At 55.4% G+C, this 20,579-nt stretch carries 13 protein-coding genes; 11 read left to right on the forward strand and 2 right to left on the reverse strand.

Translation table 11 applies throughout. From position 1 onward, the window contains the following. Positions 1–26: 26 nt before the first annotated feature. Both fhcD and ACGY09_RS08755 read right to left on the reverse strand, forming a co-directional pair. Complete coding sequence (gene fhcD, locus ACGY09_RS08750) at positions 27–956, reverse strand: formylmethanofuran--tetrahydromethanopterin N-formyltransferase (protein WP_397571247.1); 930 nt, start codon at positions 954–956, stop codon at positions 27–29. Between the two features lie 36 nt (positions 957–992). After that, positions 993–1,601, reverse strand: coding sequence for a 5-formyltetrahydrofolate cyclo-ligase (locus ACGY09_RS08755; protein WP_397571248.1), 609 nt, complete (start codon positions 1,599–1,601; stop codon positions 993–995). Between the two features lie 620 nt (positions 1,602–2,221). On the opposite strand from ACGY09_RS08755, the gene ACGY09_RS08760 reads away from it, so the two are divergent. The 11 genes from ACGY09_RS08760 to ACGY09_RS08810 all read left to right on the forward strand — a co-directional run bounded on the left by ACGY09_RS08760 (position 2,222) and on the right by ACGY09_RS08810 (position 20,518). Continuing rightward, positions 2,222–4,930: an excinuclease ABC subunit UvrA gene (locus ACGY09_RS08760; RefSeq protein WP_397571249.1), complete on the forward strand. Its 2,709-nt coding sequence runs from the start codon at positions 2,222–2,224 to the stop codon at positions 4,928–4,930. 510 nt (positions 4,931–5,440) lie between these two features. After that, positions 5,441–6,643: an esterase-like activity of phytase family protein gene (locus ACGY09_RS08765; protein ID WP_397571250.1), complete on the forward strand. Its 1,203-nt coding sequence runs from the start codon at positions 5,441–5,443 to the stop codon at positions 6,641–6,643. Positions 6,644–7,081: 438 nt separating this feature from the next. Beyond that, positions 7,082–7,546, forward strand: a complete 465-nt coding sequence (locus ACGY09_RS08770) for a hypothetical protein (protein ID WP_373650662.1) — start codon at positions 7,082–7,084, stop codon at positions 7,544–7,546. Positions 7,547–7,728: 182 nt separating this feature from the next. Beyond that, on the forward strand, positions 7,729–8,790 hold the full coding sequence (locus ACGY09_RS08775) for a DUF1559 domain-containing protein (RefSeq protein ID WP_373650661.1): 1,062 nt from the start codon (positions 7,729–7,731) through the stop codon (positions 8,788–8,790). Between the two features lie 444 nt (positions 8,791–9,234). Continuing rightward, positions 9,235–10,572, forward strand: a complete 1,338-nt coding sequence (locus ACGY09_RS08780) for a cytochrome P450 (RefSeq protein WP_397571251.1) — start codon at positions 9,235–9,237, stop codon at positions 10,570–10,572. A gap of 287 nt (positions 10,573–10,859) precedes the next feature. Further along, positions 10,860–14,378 carry an FG-GAP-like repeat-containing protein gene (locus tag ACGY09_RS08785; protein ID WP_397571252.1) on the forward strand — a complete coding sequence of 1,173 codons (3,519 nt, stop codon included), beginning with the start codon at positions 10,860–10,862 and terminating at the stop codon, positions 14,376–14,378. Next, positions 14,375–16,258: a CRTAC1 family protein gene (locus tag ACGY09_RS08790; protein WP_397571253.1), complete on the forward strand. Its 1,884-nt coding sequence runs from the start codon at positions 14,375–14,377 to the stop codon at positions 16,256–16,258. The genes ACGY09_RS08785 and ACGY09_RS08790 overlap by 4 nt, the downstream gene beginning before the upstream one ends. Further along, positions 16,255–17,412 (forward strand): hypothetical protein, encoded by a 1,158-nt coding sequence (locus tag ACGY09_RS08795; RefSeq protein WP_373650657.1) that lies wholly within the window; start codon positions 16,255–16,257, stop codon positions 17,410–17,412. The genes ACGY09_RS08790 and ACGY09_RS08795 overlap by 4 nt, the downstream gene beginning before the upstream one ends. Before the next feature lie 85 nt (positions 17,413–17,497). Continuing rightward, entirely contained in the window at positions 17,498–18,643 is a 1,146-nt protein-coding gene (locus ACGY09_RS08800; protein ID WP_373650656.1) for an ABC transporter substrate-binding protein, read from the forward strand. Between the two features lie 211 nt (positions 18,644–18,854). Next, positions 18,855–19,730, forward strand: a complete 876-nt coding sequence (locus ACGY09_RS08805; RefSeq protein ID WP_373650655.1) for an ABC transporter permease — start codon at positions 18,855–18,857, stop codon at positions 19,728–19,730. After that, positions 19,724–20,518 carry an ABC transporter ATP-binding protein gene (locus ACGY09_RS08810; RefSeq protein ID WP_397571254.1) on the forward strand — a complete coding sequence of 265 codons (795 nt, stop codon included), beginning with the start codon at positions 19,724–19,726 and terminating at the stop codon, positions 20,516–20,518. The genes ACGY09_RS08805 and ACGY09_RS08810 overlap by 7 nt, the downstream gene beginning before the upstream one ends. The last annotated feature ends 61 nt before the right edge of the window (positions 20,519–20,579 follow it).

Consider the following 20,579-nt stretch of genomic DNA (forward strand, 5'->3'; position numbering starts at 1 on the left):
CGCTTTATGCGAGAAACGTCTGCAACTCAGGTATGCAGTTCTGGACGAAGGTAGATGAAGCTCTTCCCCAATCGTCCACCATAATTGCCTGCCGAGATTTTCTTCAGTCCAGGGCTATTTCGGGTTGCGTCAATGATGGCCTGCGTGCCCGCGGAGACAGTGGCCAGATCGCGACCGTTGATGATGATCTCCATGATGGAGTTCACCCCTTCAGGCACCTGTGACTGGTCCCCGAGTTTCTTACGGAGCGTTGGACAGAACGGGTGATTGGTACTGGCAAACAGAAAAGAGTAAGCACTGCCCGCCTTCGAGCCGCTCGCCGCGATCCCCCCTGGAAACGGAGCAATTGTCCCGGGAACTTTTGCCAGTGCCGCGACCCCCAGTTCTGCAGCGGCCAGTGACGCATCCAGCGATTCCGCGAAGAACCACAGGTTTCCCCCCATCACTCCGTCGGAAAATCCGAACCGACGGTCAATGATAAACTCCCCCCCCATAATTGGCAGCCCCCAAACCTTGCGACCATAGCGGTGGTCACGGAACTGATGCCCGTCACCAAACAAGGCAATTTTACGCCCGAGCTTAAAGTAGGGGTCCGAGTCGATCAGGTTGAAACAGGAAGCCGTCGGGCATGTCAGTACATTTTGACTCAGCCGATGCAAAAGTACTTTTTCCAGCAACTTCTCGCGGTCTTTCTTAAACCGAGGCACGTGAAACTGCACGATCGCACCAGGACGTCCATCCGGCGTAGGAAACGATTCGTCCCCCCCAGGACCAACGTAGCGATCAATGCCCGCTTCGCACTCACAGAATATACTGCTGGAGGCATGGCCGGTCGCGGCGTTACAGGCGTGATCCAGCCACGTACGGTCTCGCGCGGTGATGAGCACCTCCGCATAGATGCTGCGAAACCCCTCGGCGTAGGTATCTTCAACAATCGCGTCAGACAATGTGGTCACGTCAGGTGCTCTTTGGGGAAAAGGGGATGGAAAGTTCTACTTACGTCCAAGACCGTCGTAGCTTGCCTTCTCGGTCACGACTTTATCCATGAACACGTCGTGCTCCTGCATCGGAATTTCATCGAACATCTGGCATTCGAATGCCAGCGCGACCAGTGGCGTGTCAGGACGAGCGTGTTCGAGCAACTTGTCGTAATAACCTTTCCCGTGACCGGTTCTCCCGCCACGACGATCGAAAGCCACTCCCGGCACGATGATCAGGTCGATGTCTTTGACATCAACTTTCTTTGACGAAACAGAACGAAGCTCTTCCTTCGGCTCTAGAATCTTGTACATGCCGATCGCCAGTTCGTCATAATTTTCCAGATGGAATAATTCGAGTTCACCGTCAACGCAGTAGGGGACAACGATTTTTTTTCCGCTGGAGAGTGCATTGACGAGGTCGTTACGCGTGCGAACTTCACTGCGAACATCGATATAGAACAACACCGTCTGCGCGTTCTTGTATTCAGGCAAACTCATGCACCGTGCGACAATCTCACGGCTCAGTTCATCTTTGTTCTCCTGAGCGTTTCGATTGGCATGGGCCTGTTCGCGAATCTGTTGTTTTTTGTTAGAAAGCTCTTCGGATTGTTCTGCGGCCATCGGTCTGTGTGGCTCCTGTTAACGGCTATGCAATACGGCTCAATCACCCTGCGTGACCTTGCTCGTGAATCGTTGGCAGCAGGGAGCGCCTCCCGATGGCAATCCTCTTGGAAATCCGAAGCACCGCCCCGGATCGAGAAGCACCACTGTGTGCCGCTGCCCGTAAACCAAGAACCGATCGCTTGCGCTCGCGGCTCGCAAATTCAGTCGGCTCCGCCGTCGGAAGCTCACCTGAATACACACGCGAAGAATCATCCAAACAGATGTTCTACCGTCGATGTGAAAGCCGAGCTCCATCGCACGCTACGATGGAGGAAGAATAACAATCGCGGAGCCTGCGACCAAACGAGTGCCGCGGTTTTGAGAAGTGCCGGTCGGTTTTCGTGAATCAAGACTCGAACGACCCCACTCACATCACCAACCACTGATATGACATTCAAACAGGGACGATCGTCCCACAGGATGTCGATGTTTCGAAAGATCCACTGAACATGCATCCCGTCAGCGATTGCCTGCACCGAACTGAAGTTCCCCCGATCGATGCGATATACTATCGCTCTCTCAGGAAACGGCCGAGCCGCTGTTTACCGAGCTGAATCCCTCGAACTGCAGAAGCCCGCATGCAACACCCACTTGAGAGTTCCCCCTTCCCGCCTCATTCCACGATCCAGATCGTGGGCGCCCGGACGCACAATTTGCGTAACCTCAATGTGGAGATTCCCACCGGAAAATTGACGGTGATCACCGGGGTCAGCGGGAGTGGAAAGAGCTCGCTTGCATTCGACACGATCTTCGCCGAAGGACGGCGAAGATATCTGTCGTCGGTTTCGTCAAATTCACGCACCCTCCTGCAGGAGACCGAGCGACCTGACGTCGACTTCATCGAAGGACTGCCTCCGGTCTTATCGGTATCGCAGCAGATGTCGGGGGCAAGACGACGCTCGACAGTCGCAACGGCCTCTGACATTTATGACTATCTCCGCATTCTTTACGCCCGCGTCGGCAAGCTCCACTGTCCGCAATGTGGTCAACGTGTCGTGGCGCAATCGAGGACCGAAATCGTCAATCGAATTACACAGAGCCTCGAGCGTCAGAAAGTTATGGTTCTATCTCCGATCGTGCGGGATCAGTCCGGAGCACACGCCGACGTTTTCTCGCGTATCGTGAAGGATGGGTACGTCCGGGCCAGGGTCGATGGTGTACTCGTCGACGCTGCGACTCCACCAGCTCTGGAAAAAGCGGGACCACACGATATTGACATTGTGATTGACCGTCTGATCCTGAAACGGGGTGTCGAGTCTCGACTGGAAGAATCCGTCGATCTTGCCCTTCAACTGGGCCACGGACAATGTGTCATCTCGGAAGAGATCGACGGCCAATGGCATGACCGGCTTTATAGCAACTACCTTGCCTGCCCCGGATGCGATCTCAGTTTTCCTCCTGTTGAATCACGCTCATTCAGTTTCAACAGTCACGCCGGCGCCTGCTCGACCTGCCACGGACTTGGCGAACTCACCCACCTTTCAGAGACTTCAGACGAATCGACAATTCCGGAGGGGAACCAACTTCCACTCCAGAACGTTCCGGCATCGTGCGATCGAGCCGAGTCAAAACAGAAGCGGAAACTCCACCCTTTCCGTTCCAAACGTGAAACCGAAGCCAGACGCACATGCGATGCCTGCCTGGGGACTCGTCTGGGGGCCCTTCCTCGAGCAGTCCATATCGACGGGATCAACATCGCACAATTCTGTTCGATGGTGCCAGAACGGGCCCTCGAACAAATCCAGAGCTGGCACCACCGTTTCGCCCAGACTCCCAGTGATACGCAAAGCTCATCTGCTGAAACCGTCACGGAAGCGGAGCGACTGGCGGCCCGACATATTCTTCCGGAAATCGAATCGAGACTGACATTTTTGCTCGAAGTGGGGCTCGGATATCTGACGCTCGACCGAGGTTGCGAAACCCTTTCGGCAGGTGAGTTGCAACGGACCCGATTGGCAGCATGCCTTGGAAGTGAGTTGAACGGCGTCTGCTATATCCTGGACGAACCGACGGCCGGCCTGCACAGCAGCGACACAAAGCGGTTAATGAAATCACTACTGACGCTGCGCGATGCTGGCAACACAGTCGTGCTGGTTGAACACGACCTGGAAGTCGTTCGCACCGCGGACTATGTAATCGATCTGGGACCGGGTGCGGGATCACTGGGAGGACAACTTCTCGCCGCAGGAAGTCCCGACGACATACTCCGGATCCCTGGATCAATCACCGGCCAATTTCTGCGTGCACGAACAGAAATTTCCGCAAAATCAACACGTCAGAAGTCCAAGTCCGGCCCAGAGAATGAGGCAAAGGATGCATTCACGCCACTCATCCGGCTCGAAGGGGCATCGCTGCATAACCTGAAAGACGTCACCGTCGAAATTCCTTTAACAAAAATCGTCAGCGTTACAGGCGTCAGTGGTTCAGGCAAGTCGTCTCTCATAATGCAGACCCTGGTTCCTGCAATCCGCCAATCACTCGGTGAGCGTAACATCACGGCTGTCCCCTATCGCAAGCTGGAGGGTGTCGATCAACTCACGCGGCTGGTTCGCATCGATCAGTCGCCTCTTGGTCGATCCTCCCGATCAACACCCGCCACCTATTCCGGATTGTGGGACGAAGTTCGCTGGGTCTTCGCGAGGACGAAAGAATCGAGGCGACTGGGATTCACTTCGCGAAACTTCAGTCTGACAGTGCCGGCAGCCCGCTGTCGCGTCTGCCATGGACGAGGCGAGACTCCCATTGATGAAAAGCAGTTCTCGGACTGGAGGGTTCGCTGCCCCGAATGTCATGGTCGACGATTTTCACCAGCATCGTTATCGATCCTTTACCGAGGACGATCTGTCGCTGACGTGCTGGAAATGAGCCTCGATGAAGCCGCGAAATTCTTCGAAAACTTTCCCCGACTGGCACAGTCCCTGACGGTGTTCAATGAACTTGGCCTCGGGTATCTCAAACTTGGACAGTCAGCGGCAACACTGTCGGGCGGAGAAGCACAGCGGGTCAAACTCGGAACGGAACTGGCGAAATCCAATGCGATGAGCGGCCACACTCTTTTCGTCCTGGATGAGCCCACGTCGGGACTCCACGCCGCCGATATCCAGCAACTGCTCCACGTTCTCAGAAGGCTCGTGTCCGAAGGACATTCCGTCCTGGTGATCGAGCACAACCTCGAAGTCATCTCCCATTCCGACTGGCAAATTGATGTCGGCCCGCTGGCGGGACCCGAAGGCGGAACGATCACTTACGCTGGACTACCAAACGCGTATTACGCCAGCGCACACTAATCTTATCAATCACTTCTGAAGCCTGGGTTGGTAACATGAATCTGAGCTCATGAAGTCCTCTACAGTCACCATCTGTCCAGATCATTAAAAGAGACAAACCGATAGTATGGATGAGTCATCTTACCACGCTCACATGTAAACGGTTGTTTCTTACCATTATGTACACGCCGCTAAATTCCTCACGATGGAGATGACGCATTCAATGACGTACTTGAGTCAATCCGTCTGGGCAATTCGATGAGTCAATCGCGACCTACCGCGGCCTCTCCTTGCGCATTGGTGGTTTCTTTAATTCGGGAATAATCAATGACAGCGAATCGGAGTAAATCGTTTAGATGTCTCACTTTGGGCGACCGCTTCTTCCTGTGACCATCGGTTTCTTGACTGCGGTCGCTTCCTGACACTTGTCAATCAGTTAGTCTGTGACAATCATCTGCCCCGTTTTCGACTCGGTCAGACGGACTTGTCTGACAGGAGCCTTGCCTTCTGCTTTCTTGATGGAAATTTACGATGTTGAATCAACGCTACTGCTGGGGACTGATCGCCAGTCTGATGGCGAACCTCATTGCTGGCACGCATTGCCAGGCCCAATCGATTTCTCTTGTTGGTCGGGCCAGCCTCTCCCCCACCGCGACGGATCTCTCAGGGGAAACGGCCTTGCAGGAGGACGGAACACCCCAGAATCAACTCGGTGGACTCGGTTCGGGAATTGCCTGGCTGGGAACTGGCGATCGCTATGTGATGATCCCTGACCGGGGACCTGGTGACGGCGCCACGTCTTACCGCTGCCGCTTCCAGGTTGTCGAAATTCCCGTAGACCCTGCTGCCAGTGAACCGGTGAAAGTTCGGCTGGTGGGAACACATTTCCTCACCAACGACAAGGGTGTGAACTACGTCGGCCGATCAACTCAATTCAACACGTCTCAACCCTCAAACAGCCTGCGCATGGACCCCGAAGGAATCCGGGCCACAAAGTCAGGGAGCTACTTCATTGCGGACGAGTACGGTCCGTCAGTTCGCCACTTCGACGGCTCGGGCAAACTGATCCAGGTGCTGCCGACACCGAAAAAATACGAGATCCAATTCCCCAGCGGTTCGCCCGAACAAGAACTCCCTCCTCGAAATTTGTCAGGCCGCCAGGCCAACCGAGGGTGGGAAGGCCTTGCCCTCAGCGGTGACGATCGAAAGTTGTTCGCCATTCTCCAAAGCCCGCTCATTCAGGACGGTGGGCTCAATGCACAGAACAAGCGTGTGGGAACGAACGTCCGGATTTGGGAACACGACCTTGTCACCAGCAAATCCCGCGAGTTCCTGTACCAACTCGAAGACAAATCACACGGTTGCAGTGAAATTGAGTGGGTGTCGCCAAACCGCCTGCTGGTCATCGAACGAGATGGAAAGCCTGGATCCGAGGCGAAAGCAAAGCGTGTTTATGACATTGACCTGACTCACGCGACCGACATCAGCTCACTCGAAAAACTCCCCTCAACCGGAATTCCAGCGGGCGTACAACCGGTTGCCAAACGACTGTTCCTCGACCTGCTGGCACCCGAACTGGGACTGGCTGGAGACCAATTCCCCGAAAAAATCGAAGGAATTGCACTGGGACCAGTGCTGCCTGATGGCAGACGCGTTGTCGTCATTGCCAGCGACAATGATTTCAAGAAAGACGAACCAACCGAATTCTACGTGTTTGCGACGAAACTGGACTGAATCCCTGCTATTCTGACGAATTTGCGCGACCATCAATCCCAATATCCTGATGACGCGCAAAGCAATCTCACTCGCAAGCACCGAAATCTGTAACCTGAGCCCCCTGCCGGAAGTGACCGGAAGGGGGCTCATTCATTGACGACCTCCGCCCCGTGTCAGTTTCGTCAAACTTCCTTCCCATGCCCGCGAGACCCAAGCGTTGCGCCAGCCCTCAAGCAATGAAGGCTTGATCACCGTCGCAGGCTCGCCCGATCGGCTCTCGCCAACACGGAGTTCGATGGCTCTCTTCGCGGCTTATCCGCAATTTCACAGTTTCTTAACAACTTCTTAACAAACCGATCCTAGTATTCCCGGCTCAATGGCAGCCCCCGGCGAGTGTGATGATTCGCCGGACCTCCAGATCGATCAAGGTTTATTTGAGGAGCTTGTTCAGAGACGATGTTTCCACGCTTGCAAAGACTGATTTCCGCCAGCATCGTGGCTGGAATCTGCGTCGCGAATCTCGGATGTTTCAGCTCGACAGGCGTCAGCGAAGGCATTTACCCCGTTGAGGGAAGTGTCTTCGTGAACGGCGAACCCGCCGAGTTCGCAAACGTCCTGTTCGTTCCCAAGGATAGTGACGCACAACCCGCTTCCGCGGTCGTTGGCCCAGATGGAGCTTTCCGCCTGACGACACAACGACAGTTCGACGGAGCAGAGCCAGGTGAGTACACGGTGACGATCTCTTGGGCCAAGCCGCTCAATCCAAATCTTCGCGAGCCCGACTACGGACCAGAGCTGCTGCCGAAGAAGTACCAGGATCCGAAAAAATCCGACCTGGTCGTGGAAGTCGAGCCAACCAAGAATGTGCTTGAACCGTTCGAAATCACCGCTACTCCCCCCCGAATGGTTTCCGGGCGATAACTGACGCTCCGACACCAAATCTTTCCGAACAAGAGAATTCAGGCGGTAAGTCTGCGGCCCAACAGATCACGAGGCCCCTAAAGTACTTGCCCCAGTTCGTCGAGTTTGGATGAACTGCACTAGTCCCCGTATTATCTTCCGAATTTACACAATTCACCGTTAATCGTTATTGAGGAAATTGAATGTCCCGTCCAGTAACTAAGATTCGTTCGCGAGGTTTCACGCTGATCGAACTTCTCGTAGTGATTGCCATTATCGCAGTCTTGATTGCATTGCTTTTGCCCGCCGTCCAGCAAGCTCGCGAAGCAGCTCGCCGCACTCAGTGCAAGAACAATATGAAGCAAATGGGACTAGCACTGTTTAACTATGAAAGCACTCACGGTGTATTCCCTCCAGCACGAATTGACCTTGCAGGCCCTCCTGGCCCCGTCATCTTTCAGACAAGCTGGACGACAATGTGTCTTCCATTCTTCGATCAGACCCCTCTGTATAACATTTACAATTTCAATGTGAGCTGGGACAATCCAGCTAACATCCCCGCGACGAGCGCCAAGTTAAGCGTTTTCGTCTGCCCATCTGCCCCGTCGGGACGATCAATTCCCACACCTGACATCATGAACGTCAACTATCCTTGGCCCGCTGCCGGATACGGTGCTTGTGACTACGGCTCAATGAACTCGGTCCGCCCAGCATTCTTTCTGAGCCATGGCTTGCCAACTCCACCAGTGGGAATGGCTACCAACACGGCGACAATCAATTCCAGCAATCCTCCCTCACCCACCAAGTACGAGTGGGACGGTGGACTGAAAAAGTTTGCTTCAACCCGCATTTCTGACATCACCGACGGAATGTCAAACACGCTGATGGCGGTGGAAGACGCTGGCCGTCCCCAACTTTATCGTGCAGGTCGAGCCACCACGAACGGTGGCATCCCTACCGTCAAGGACGGATGGGGCTGGGCGGACATTCAGGGTGGTTACAGCCTGGACGGTGCCACCATCGACGGAACGATCACTGGAAAGGCTAGCTGTACTGTGCCAAGCGGCCCATGCAACCTCACCACAGCCGCTACCCCCTATGCGATGAATCGAACCAACGACAGCGAAATCTACTCGTTCCACATCGGTGGCAGCCAAGTACTCATGTGCGACGGTTCGGTCCGATTCCTGAGCGAGAACATCTCTGCCGTGACGCTGGGTGCTCTGTCCACTCGCAACTGCGGTGAAGTTGTTGGCGAGTTCTAAGATCGCCCTGATCTGCCGCATGCAGCCTCAAGAGCTGCGGTGACGAAAAGTCTCATCCAGACATGAGTGTACTGGAACTGAATTCCGACAAGCGGGGGCGAAAGCCTCCGCTTGTTCGTTTTCACCCTCGCCTCCGAATCACTTCGCCCTCCTTCTCTCTTTCCCATCTTCCAGAACGGCACCCGTAAACCGCTGTCGTCAGCGACGCCCTTCACGGTGCCTCATCGTTCCACTACGCTTCCCATGCCTATAGAAATCTGCTTGCCGATCGGAAACGAACGTCAGGTTTCTGTGCAATTGTCTTTGTGCAATTGTCTTAGCGCAGTCCCCATCACCATGCCGACTGCCGTGAGTCAATCATTCGGACGCAAGGGCGGGAATGCGAGAGGGGCGAACAACTCCGCACGGGACAGGCATTCGAAGTGACAAGGAGGAATTTGAAAGATGTCCAGTACCGCATTACCACCGGGCCCCAAAGGGACGTGGATTGGTGGGAACTTGCGCCAGTTCACTCAGGGACGTCTTGATTTCTTCCGCCAGCTTGCCCATGACTATGGTGATGTCGCCAGTATTCGATTTGGCACCCGGCGAATCTTTCTCATCAGCAACCCGGATCTGATAGAAGAAGTCCTGGTGACGCAGGCGAAGCACTACATCAAGCATTTCGGAGCCCGTTCGTACAAGCCGGTGCTCGGAAATGGTCTGGTGACCAGTGAAGGGGAACTCTGGTTGCGGCAGCGCAGACTCAGTCAACCCGCGTTTCTGAAGCAGCGTGTTCAGTCCTATGCCCCGATCATGTCTGACTTGACGGAGGCCATGCTGGCGAAATGGAAGCCAGGGGCTGAAGTGGACATCCACGCAGAATTCACTTCACTGACCAGCGCAATCGCGCTGAAAACTCTCTTTGGACTGGACGATCCGGGTGATCGCGCCCGGTTCACGGAACCATTGCGAATCGCCTTCGACCTGATGAGTATCCGAATCCGAACCCTGCTCAAACCCCCTCGCTGGCTTCCGGTCGGATCGAATCGCAAACTGAATCATGCCGTCAAAGAGCTATTCTCAGTTGTGGACGGCTACATTGAGGCAGGTCGTTTACGAGGACACTCTGGTGACGATCTGCTTTCGAGACTTGTCTCAGCCCAGGATGAAGATGGGACGCGGATGTCGCACAAGCAATTGCGCGACGAATTGATGACGCTCTATTTGGCAGGACACGAGACAACCTCGTTAACGCTGTCGTGGAGCTGGTACCTGATCTCACAACACCCCGAAGTCGAACGCAAGCTCGTCGAAGAGTGGCAACGGGTGCTCGGAGGCAGACCACCGACACCCGAGGATCTGTCCAGCATGCCCTACACGGATGCAGTTATCACGGAAGCGATGCGCGTGTATCCGCCGGTCTATCTCATCGGTCGTGAGGCGACTCGTGATATGGATCTCGGGGGATACCGTGTGAGAAAAGGTTACACGGTCTTCATCAGCCAGTGGGTTAATCACCGCGACGCCCGATGGTTCTCCAACCCCGACCAGTTCCAGCCCGAGCGCTGGGAAGACGGACTCGCCAAACGTATCCCAAAGTATGCTTATTTTCCGTTTGGCGGCGGCCCCCGCATTTGTATCGGCAACACTTTCGCGATGATGGAAGCGGCAATTCTGCTGGCCACGGTGGGGCAAAAGTATCACTTTACCTTGCTTCCAAATGCCAGGATTGACGTGAATCCGCAAATCACGCTTGCACCAAAGTACGGAATCCCCGCCCAACTCAAACGAAGATCCTGATTCTCGCGGCACTGATCCACCAAACTCGCATGGCAGACAATGCACATTCGTCGACTGAAGCTGCTGCGGGCCCCCCTGTCCTGCTCAAGTCAAGGCCAACTCATCTGAACGGCATTCACCATCGCACTACGATGCCCTTCGTGACTCTTTCGAGGCACGTCGTTGCGGGGTAGGATCTAAGGAATCCGTTTTACTGACAACCCGCACGACAATCACTCGCCAGCCCATCTGGCCTGGGGTTTTGCTGCCTTTCGGCAACTTCATACGAGAGGTCCCCGACGACAACCATGGATTTGAGTCCGCCCCCGACTTCGCATGACCCTCGTCCGCGATTCGTTTTACTCGGCATTTTGACGCTGCTCATTGCTGGCGTCGGATTCCTGTTCTGGAACAAGACGAAACCAGCACCCGCACGCCCCCCCGAGTACGAAGAATATGTTCGCGCGTTTCAACTCGGCGTCGCAGCACTGGATGCGGACCTGCCACAGACCGCTGAACCCAATTTGACCCGTGCAGTGACCCTCATTCCCAGTGAACCCGCAGCCTGGGCCAACCGTGGCTTGTTATATCTACGAACGGGACGAATGGAAGAAGCGGCAAGCGATCTTGAGCGTGCTGACAAACTTCAACCGAATGACCCCGAAATTCAGAAACTGCTCGGTCTGCTCCGACAGCGGCAAGGTCAGTTCACCGAAGCGAAAAAACATCTTCGCCAGGCATTGAGCCAGGATCCGACGGATGTGAAGGCCCTCTACCTTCTCGCCCAGATTGTTGAGCAGGAACAGGAACTTGATAGCGACGAGGAATATCAAAAACTCCTGGATGGGATTCTCGCGGAAAGCCCTCAAAATTTACGAGTGCTGATTGACCGGCTTCGCAAAGCCGTGCGAGCCGCTGATCGAAAGGTCGTGGACGACACGGTCGTCCGATTTAACGAACTGAGTCCCAAATGGCTGGACCGGACCCGACGAGAATGGAACGACATTCAGCCCCTTTTGGCTGGCACTCTCGGGCCAACGCTTGTCCCGCGACTGCTCCGATTTGATAACGTGCTGAAGGCCGAGCCGAGGTACGTGACGGACGTTGCTGAGGTCCAGCCAAAAGACGAATTGGCCGGAACTTCACTTCAAAGCTTTCGCACAATTCCGGATCTTCAGCACTCGCCCGCTCCCTATGATCCCGACTTGAAGTTTACGGCTTCCGACATCTCCGGAACTCCAGAGGGACGGTGGTCTGCTCTGCAACCCGTCTGGCTGTCCGCTGAAGGATTACCCGTCGTCTTTGTGGCAAACGAAAAGGAAGTCCGACGGATTGGAGACGATGGGGTACTCCCCTCGATTCCCGTTTCCAATACAGGACTGGTGCCAATCGACTGGAACAATGACCAGAAAACAGATCTGCTTGTGACTGGTCCAGGGGGACTGAGATTTTTCCAGCAGGAGAATGCGACCACCTGGGTCGATGTCACGAGCAAGACGGGCCTGCCAGACATCGAACTGAACGCCGCAAACTTTTCAGCACTGGCCGCTGACGTCGACCTTGATGGTGATGTCGACTTACTCATCTCCCGCACTACCGGCCCACCCCAGTTCCTTCGCAATAATTTCGACGGAACCTGGACATCTCAGACAATCTTCAACGAACTCTCAGGCCCCGTGATCTTCACTTGGGCCGACTTTGACCACGACGGAGCCCCGGATGCAGGACTGGTCGACTCCGACGGCGCCTTGCGAGTCTTTTCGAACGATCGGTCCGGTCAATTCAAGGCATGGTTGACGCCACCGCCGGCAGGCAAGTACCTGACAATCTCGGTCGGTGATGTGACGGATGACGGCATTTTCGACATCATCGCTCTTCGGGATGACGGAACGCTGCTGGCCTTCTCAGATCGCCATAAGCAGGCCGAATGGCAGATCAGAGAAATCACTCGCTGGGACGGGACACCGACCTCTGCACCTGATCAATCCCCGCAACTGCTTGTGGCCGACCTCGACAATAACGGTGTCCTCGATTTCGTCGTCAGTGGCAGTCAGACGAGTACGTTGTGGCTGGGAACGGGCCATGGAAATGTACACTTACTGACAAATGAACTTCCTCCGCGAATAACGGCTGCCGCGGATCTCGATGGAACTGGCCGACTCGCCTTGCTCGGACTGGACGAGAATGGGCATCCAGTTCAATTGCGCAGCAGCGGTCGATACCAGTATCACTGGCTGACCGTTCGGCCTCATGCCAGCCCGGAAGGGAAGGGAGACAACCGCATCAATTCCTTCGCGATCGGCGGTGACGTTGAAGTTCGAGCAGGGACGCACGTCGTCAAAGTTCCGATTCAATCCCCTGCGGTACACGTTGGACTGGGCGATCGACCTCAGGCCGAGGTGGTCAAGATTCAATGGCCCAACGGCACGATCCAGTTTGAGTTCAATTCCGCGATTAACCAGACGGTTGTTGCTCAGCAGCGGCTGAAGGGATCCTGTCCATTTCTGTTCGCTCGAAATGGCGATCAGATTGAATTTGTCACAGACTTCATGTGGAGTACCCCGCTGGGGATGTATATCAATGCCTCGGACAAGGGGGGATTCCTGCAAACGACGGATTGGGTGAATGTCCCCGGCAACCTGCTGGGCGTTCAGAATGGTCAGTATGAACTGCGAGTGAATGCCAACTTGTGGGAGACCCACTTTTTCGATTACCTGGCCCTGATGGTGGTCGACCATCCGGAGAACTCGGAAATGTTCGTCGACGAACGTTTCTTCATGCAGCCGACCGAGCCGAATCTCATTCTGACATCCCCCCCGGTCAATGTGGCGCGCGTGACGGATGATCAGGGCCGTGATGCAACTGCGGACCTGCAAGCCAACGACGGCGTCTATTTCGATCATATTCAGCGTGGCCAGTATCAGGGAGTCGCTACTGATCACTGGGTTGAGATTGAGCTTGGCGACGACACCCCGAAGGAAGGACCTGTCTGGCTGGTGGCTCGTGGTTGGATGCACCCGACGGACAGTTCGGTCAACTATGCCATCGAACAGGGACAGCATGCCAAACCACAAGGTCTGGCGCTCGAAGTTCCTGACGACAACGGGCAATGGCGCGTCGTCCGTGATCAGATCGGATTTCCAACAGGAAAAAACAAGACGATTCTGCTTCGGCTGGATGGCCTCGTCGGCGAGGCGAGCATCCCACCGCGCCGGTTCCGCCTGCGGACCAATCTGGAGATCTATTGGGATTCGTTGCGGGTCGCTCAAGGGTACGAATCGTCACCCGAACGTCGTCAGATTCTCACCGCCACGAGTGCTTCACTCAATCACCGAGGAATCCTGGCAATGACTCAGGCAAATCCCAGCTCGCCCGAACTTCCTCATTACAATCAGATCGTCTCTCGAGGCCAATCATGGCGGGACCTGATCGGATATCACACTCGATATGGCGAGATTGACGAATTGCTGCAGGTGATCGACGATCGATATGTTATTATGAACGCGGGCGATGAAATGACACTATTTTTTTACGCCCCCCCAGATCCACCTGCGGGTTGGAAGCGAAATTACGTATGGATCGCTGATGGGTGGGTCAAGGACGGTGACTTCAACACACGCTTTGGAAAAACCGTACTTCCGTTACCTGCGCACGATATGCCTGGCTACGACACTCCACCCGGACAGCTCGAAGATGATCCCGTTTATCAGCGACACCCTGAGGACTGGCAGCAGTACCACACTCGATATGTGACACCTCAAGTCTTCGAACAAGGGCTGCGTCACTTCAAACATCCTCGGCAAAGCAAGAAAGGAGGGAATCAGTGAGTCAATCCTTGAAGCAAATTGTGATCACCGTTCTCTTCCTGGGAATGCTGGGATGGGTGGCGTTCCGTGGGTCTGAAGGAAACCGATCTCAACCCTGGGCCCGGCTGACAGGGAACGCATCGCCGTCAGCAGCCACGCTGGAAGAAGCCGAGGCACTCCGCCGTTATGGCTTCTGCCTGACTGAGGCTGCGGAGCAAGTCGGTATCTCGTTCCGGCACGCCGCCGCCGAACTTGATCCCAAGCTGTCTCACATCATGCCTATTGTAAACGCAATGGGCGCTGCAGCGACGGTCTTTGATTTTGATAACGATCGCTACGATGACCTCTACGTCGTATCGAGTAAAGCGGGCAGCCAAAACGCACTCTATCGAAACCGCGGAGACGGCACATTTGAAGACGTTGCATCCAGTCTGGGTGTCGCTGACTTGAACCAGCCGGGAACGGGTGCCTCCATGGGCTCACTCGCTGCCGACTATGACAACGATGGCTATGTCGACCTGTTCGTCTACAAGTGGGGTCGCCCGGAACTATTTCGTAACAACGAGGGCAAAGGCTTCGTCCGAGTGACCGAGGGATCTGGTCTACCCGCCTGGGTCAATGCAAACGCGGCGTGCTGGTTCGACTACGATCGCGACGGTCGGCTCGACCTGTTCCTGGCCGGTTACTGGTCTGAAGAGGTGGATCTATGGAACCTAAAGACCACGCAAATTATGCCTGAATCATTCGAATACGCCCGCAATGGAGGACGAAAATATCTGCTGCGCAACCTCGGTGACGGGAAATTCCAGGATGTCACTAGTGAAATGGGAATCCAGAGTACTCGCTGGACGTTAGGTGTCGTGGCAGCAGACATCTGCGGCACCGGTTATCCGGACCTCATCCTGGCAAATGATTACGGGGTCTCAGAATTTTATGCCAACCGTGAGGGTAAGCGATTCGAGGAAATCGGCTACGAAACGGGTATCGGCGTGACTCCCAAAAGTGGGATGAGTGTCGGGCTGGGTGACATCTTCAATGACGGGCAACAGGCCCTGTACATCACGAACATCACCGAGCCTGGAAATCTGGTTCAAGGAAACAATCTCTGGGTTCCCACAGGTGAAAGCACCCGCGGTGCCCCCCGCTTCCTCAATCAAGCCAGTGCCGTTAACGTCGAGCGGGGAGGCTGGAGTTGGGGCGCTAAGTTTGGAGACCTGAACAACGACGGCTGGCTCGACCTGTACCTGACCAATGGCTATATCTCGGCCAGCAAAGGGAAAAGCTACTGGTATGACTACGGAAAGATTGCAGGCGGGCTGAAAGGCCTGATCGGCGAAGCGACTTACTGGCCCCCCATCGGCGAGCAAAGTCTGTCCGGCTACCAGCCGAAGTGTGTGTGGCTCAACAAAGGGGGGGACTTCACGGATATCGCTGCCGCAGTGGGAGTCACTGACGTCTACGACGGTCGAGCCGTCGTTTTCAGTGACTTCTCCAACCGAGGGATCCTCGACGTTGCCATCGCCAATCAACAAGGTCCGGTGCTCTTCTACCGCAATACGATTTCGCCGGGTCGAGACTGGGTGCAGTTCCACCTTGAGGGAGGTGCTCGACCAGGCAATGAGCAGGGATGGAGCAATCGCGGCGGCGTCGGTGCGACAGTCACCCTGCATTGGGTTCAAGGGCAGGAAGGAACGACGCGTCAGCAGTCACAAGTCACCACCGCTGGCGACGCCTATGCTTCTCAGAGCATGTCGCGCGTTCATTTCGGTCTCGGCGAACAGGCAAAGTTGAAAGAGGTTCGAATTAAATGGCCATCAGGCCGCACAACACAAATCGATGCTCCGGAAACGGGTGTGGTGCACCTCGTCCGTGAGATTGATTCGAAGGAGGCTGCAAAATGAGCAGCGAAACCCGCCCCATCACGCAGCCTAAACCTCAAACATGTGAAGCCCCAGGTTGGCCTGCATTCGCCGCACGGGTCCTGGCCACGATTGTGCTCGTGGCGGGCTACTACTGGAATGTGGGAATTATCGGGACCCGGGTGGGCGAGGTCTTCGCTCAACTGACCGGCTACCCCCTTGATCCGATTGCACCTCGTGTCATTGCCGTGATCATGCTGCTGGCCGTGCTGCTGGCGGTCTGGTGGCGATTGATTTCGCGTGACATGCGGTTCCAGGCCCCTCTGCTGATCACTTGCATTCTTGCAGTCGGAGATGCCGTATTCAGTATTCTCGAGAATCATCCCGCCCCGCCATGGCTGGTCGCAGCCAGTGGGGGCGCGATTATGGAGTATTCGCCCACGTTCCTGGCCATCGCCACGACGATTGTGTGCGAGCTTGTACTGGGACGTTTTTTCTGGGGCAAATGGCCTCACTTGGCAAGTGCGTATATCTCGGGGATCAGTGCGGGAATTCTGATTAAGTCCTCTTTGCTGTGGCCGTTCGTGCTGTGCAGCTTGATCTCAATCACATCAAAATATGTACTGCGGATTGGTAACAGACACCTATGGAATCCGACGAACTTCGGCGTCACGATGATGCTCTTTCTGGCCCCCGCACATGTTGCAAGTCTGACGGTCCAGGCGGGAAACAATGGTATCGCCGTCCTGACGATCTGGATTCTGGGTGGCCTGATCATGTATCGGCTGGGCCGCTTCCATATCCCGGCGGCTTTCATCGCAGCCTTTGTTCCGCTGGCGTTCCTGAGAAGTTACATCACGGGTCATCCATGGCAGGCAGAGATCGCCCCGATCACCAGCCCCATGTTCCAGTTGTATATCTTCTTCATGATCACAGACCCAAAAACCACGACACGGGGCTGGAAAAGTCAGACAGCTGTTGCCATCCTCGTGGCGGTCATGGAAACATTCCTGAGAATCGCGTTCCGAGATGTTCATTCTCTCTACCACGCGTTATTCATTGTCGGACCGGTAACCAATCTTGTTGAGATCTATCTGGATTCACGTAAGACTCAAAACCAACCAATCCCGAACAAATCAGAAGCGAAACTCGACCTGACGGCGCCGGAAATCAAAACCGATCTTGTCTCGGGCTGACTCCTCCTTGTTGCCTGCGACGTTGCTGACAGACAATTTCGTGCCTGAAATTCCCCCTGAAGCGAACCGTATACAGAGGTGATTCATGAAGCGTTCGTTCTCGTGCCGCGTTTTACCATTGCTTGGAGCGGTCGGCCTGTTGGCCGGCGCGATTGGATGCAGTGGTGAATCTTCCCCCACGACGGCCGATGGACGGACAAAACTGAAAGTTGCCTATCTGGGGCTGACCTGCGAAGCACCTATGTTCGTAGCTCAGGAAAAAGGATTCTACACCGAAGAAGGTCTGGATGTAGAACTGGTGAAGACCGACTGGGACGGCCTGCGCGAAGGTTTGGGGACGGGAAGTTTCGATGCAAATCACACACTGATCATGTATCTGCTGAAGCCGATCGAGCAGGGTGTTGATATGAAGATCACGGGTGGCATCCATACGGGCTGCCTGCGGCTGCAAGTGGCCGCGAACTCGGACATCAAGTCACCTGCCGAGCTCAAGGGCAAGAAAATTGGCGTCGCGACCCACATTGGTAGTCCCCCATACCTGTTCTCATGTCGGGTTCTGGCTGCTCACGGAATCGATCCCCGTCCCGAAAGTGACGACGTCCAGTGGATCCCTTATCCCCCGGCAGAATTAGGACTGGCCGTCGAAAAAGGACTTGTCGATGCCGTCTGTACTTCCGACCCGATCGGGACGATTCTGGTCGGCAAAGGGATCGTGCGAACGATTGCCGACCAGGCGACCGATGCACCGTATAGCGAGGAGTACTGCTGTGCTGCCGTCGTCAGCGGTAAACTGGCCCGCGCGAACCCTGCCGCAGCAGCAAAGGTGACCCGAGCGTTTCTGAAAGCGTCGCGCTGGGTTGAAGAAAACACCATCGCGGCCGCCACGCTCGCAGTCGAAAAGAATTACATCGCCGCATCAACAGAGATCAATGCCCAGGCCATTTCCCAACTGAAGTACATGCCCGGCGTCTCAAGTTGCCGGCAGAGTATCGAGAACGCCGCCAGCGAGATGAAACGGGCGGGCCTGCTGAAAGAGTCAACCAACGTTGATGAGCTGACGAAGCGGGCATGGCTGGACCTGGAGGGAGTTACTGACGAGTGGATTAATCAATTGGAGGTCGAGAAGATCGCCGATGGCGGAAGGGCTCCGAAATTGTCTCCGGAAGGTTTTGTGGCACTCTTTGAATTGAACAAAGACTGCCTGTGTTGCTGCCGCTGCTGCATCGAATAGTGAGACAATGACCACAGAAGCTCCCGAAGTAAGCCCCTTGCCGGCCACGTCACGAGAGGGTGATGAGACAGCGACCGGCAAATGGTCTCAAGATACACGTATCAATCGTAACGAATTGAACCTGCCTGGCGCATCACCGGTCGTGGCGTCAGTCGTGGCGTTGATATTGCATCTTGTACTCCCCAATCAAACATCGCCATCGATTGCATGGATGGCAAACCTCCCACAGTGGCAGCACCCTTACCCCCTCCTGCTGATAGTCATCCTTTTCGGGTCTTCGAGCGCGTGGCTTCTTCAGTTCGGCTTCCCCCCCCTTCAACCGCGTGTGCGTTACTACGCTCCTCTTGTCGCAGGGGCGGTAGCCATCCTGGGCGGCTGTGATTTGCTGACGGCCAAATGGCGTTCTCTGCCACACCCTTTTTTTCCCAGCCCGGATGAAGTACTCGGGTCGCTCATCGAAGATCGCAAGATCCTGCTAGAGAGCACCTGGCACTCGCTGCGACTGCTCGCGTGCGGCTATCTGGCCGGCGTCACTGCCGGCTTAGTAACAGGCGTTCTGATCGGGTGGTTCTCGATTGCGAGGTACTGGCTCACGCCCGTTCTGAAGACCATCGGACCGGTACCCGCGACGGCACTGGTCCCTCTCGTGATGACACTCTTCCCGGCCTCGTTGTCATTCTTCAGCGGCGCGGCTTTGATCGCATTTGCAGTCTGGTTTCCAATGACCATGCTGACTGCCGCAGGAATTTCTCATGTTCCGCTTTCATACCTGGATGTCGCTCGAACGATGGGTGCGAGCCGCCTTTATTTGATTTTCAACGTGGCGATTCCGGCTGCGTTGCCGAACATTTTTCTCGGATTGTTTCAGGGCCTGGGTGCCTCATTCCTTACCCTGATCGTGGCGGAAACAGTAGGTGTCAAAGCCGGGCTCGGCTGGTATATCCAGTGGCAAAAAGGATACGCGGAATACGGTAAGGTCTACGCTTCACTGCTGATTATGGCGATCTTTTTCTCAAGCCTCATGACACTTCTGTTCATGGCCCGCGACCACTTCCTGCGATGGCAAAAGGGGGTTGTCAAATGGTAACGATTCCGTCTCGACTCGCGTCGGAAAGAACAGGTGAGACACTCGAGATCCGGCAACTCCGTCGCACATTCGGCTCGGTCCAGGCCATCAGCGATATGAACCTTACGGTGAATCCGGGTGAGATCGTCGCGCTTCTTGGCCCCAGCGGTTGTGGCAAGTCAACCGTGCTTCGCCTGATCGCCGGTCTCGACCAGGCGACGTCCGGTGGGGTCTGGGTGGGTTCCGAGCGAGTCACTGGTCCGAGTGCCCAACGAGGTTTGATTTTTCAAAGTCACTGCTTGTTTCCCTGGCTGACAGTTCGCCGAAATATTGAAGCGGGCCTCATCGCCTGCGGTGGACGCAAGAAACATCCGACGGCTGCTGCAGACTACATGGAGCTCATGGGCCTGACTGAGTTTGCGGACTGTTATCCATCACAGATCTCGGGTGGAATGGCCCAACGCGTTGCTCTGGCCCGCGCACTCATCAGTCATCCGGATTTCCTATTGCTTGATGAACCGCTCGGCGCCCTGGATCAATTCACTCGGATTCGGATGCAGGACGAAATCCTGCGCGTGTGGGAGAAGAGCGACACGACGATGGTTCTGGTCACACATGACATTGATGAAGCAATCTACCTCTGCGATCGCATCGCGATCATGACGCACCGCCCCGGTCGTCTGGAAGCAGTCATCCCCGTCCCGTTCCCTCGTCCTCGCAGACGAACGGACCCAGAGTTTATGAATCTCCGGGCAGAAATCCTTGAGATGCTGCATCTGGCGGGGAATCAGATTTCGGCGTCCGGTTAACGACGGAGTGTTTCTTCCCAACCGATACCTCTCTGAATTAACGTGGATTACAGATCACCAA

The organism is Schlesneria sphaerica (genome assembly GCF_044336245.1).
GTDB classification, from domain to species: domain Bacteria; phylum Planctomycetota; class Planctomycetia; order Planctomycetales; family Planctomycetaceae; genus Schlesneria; species Schlesneria sphaerica.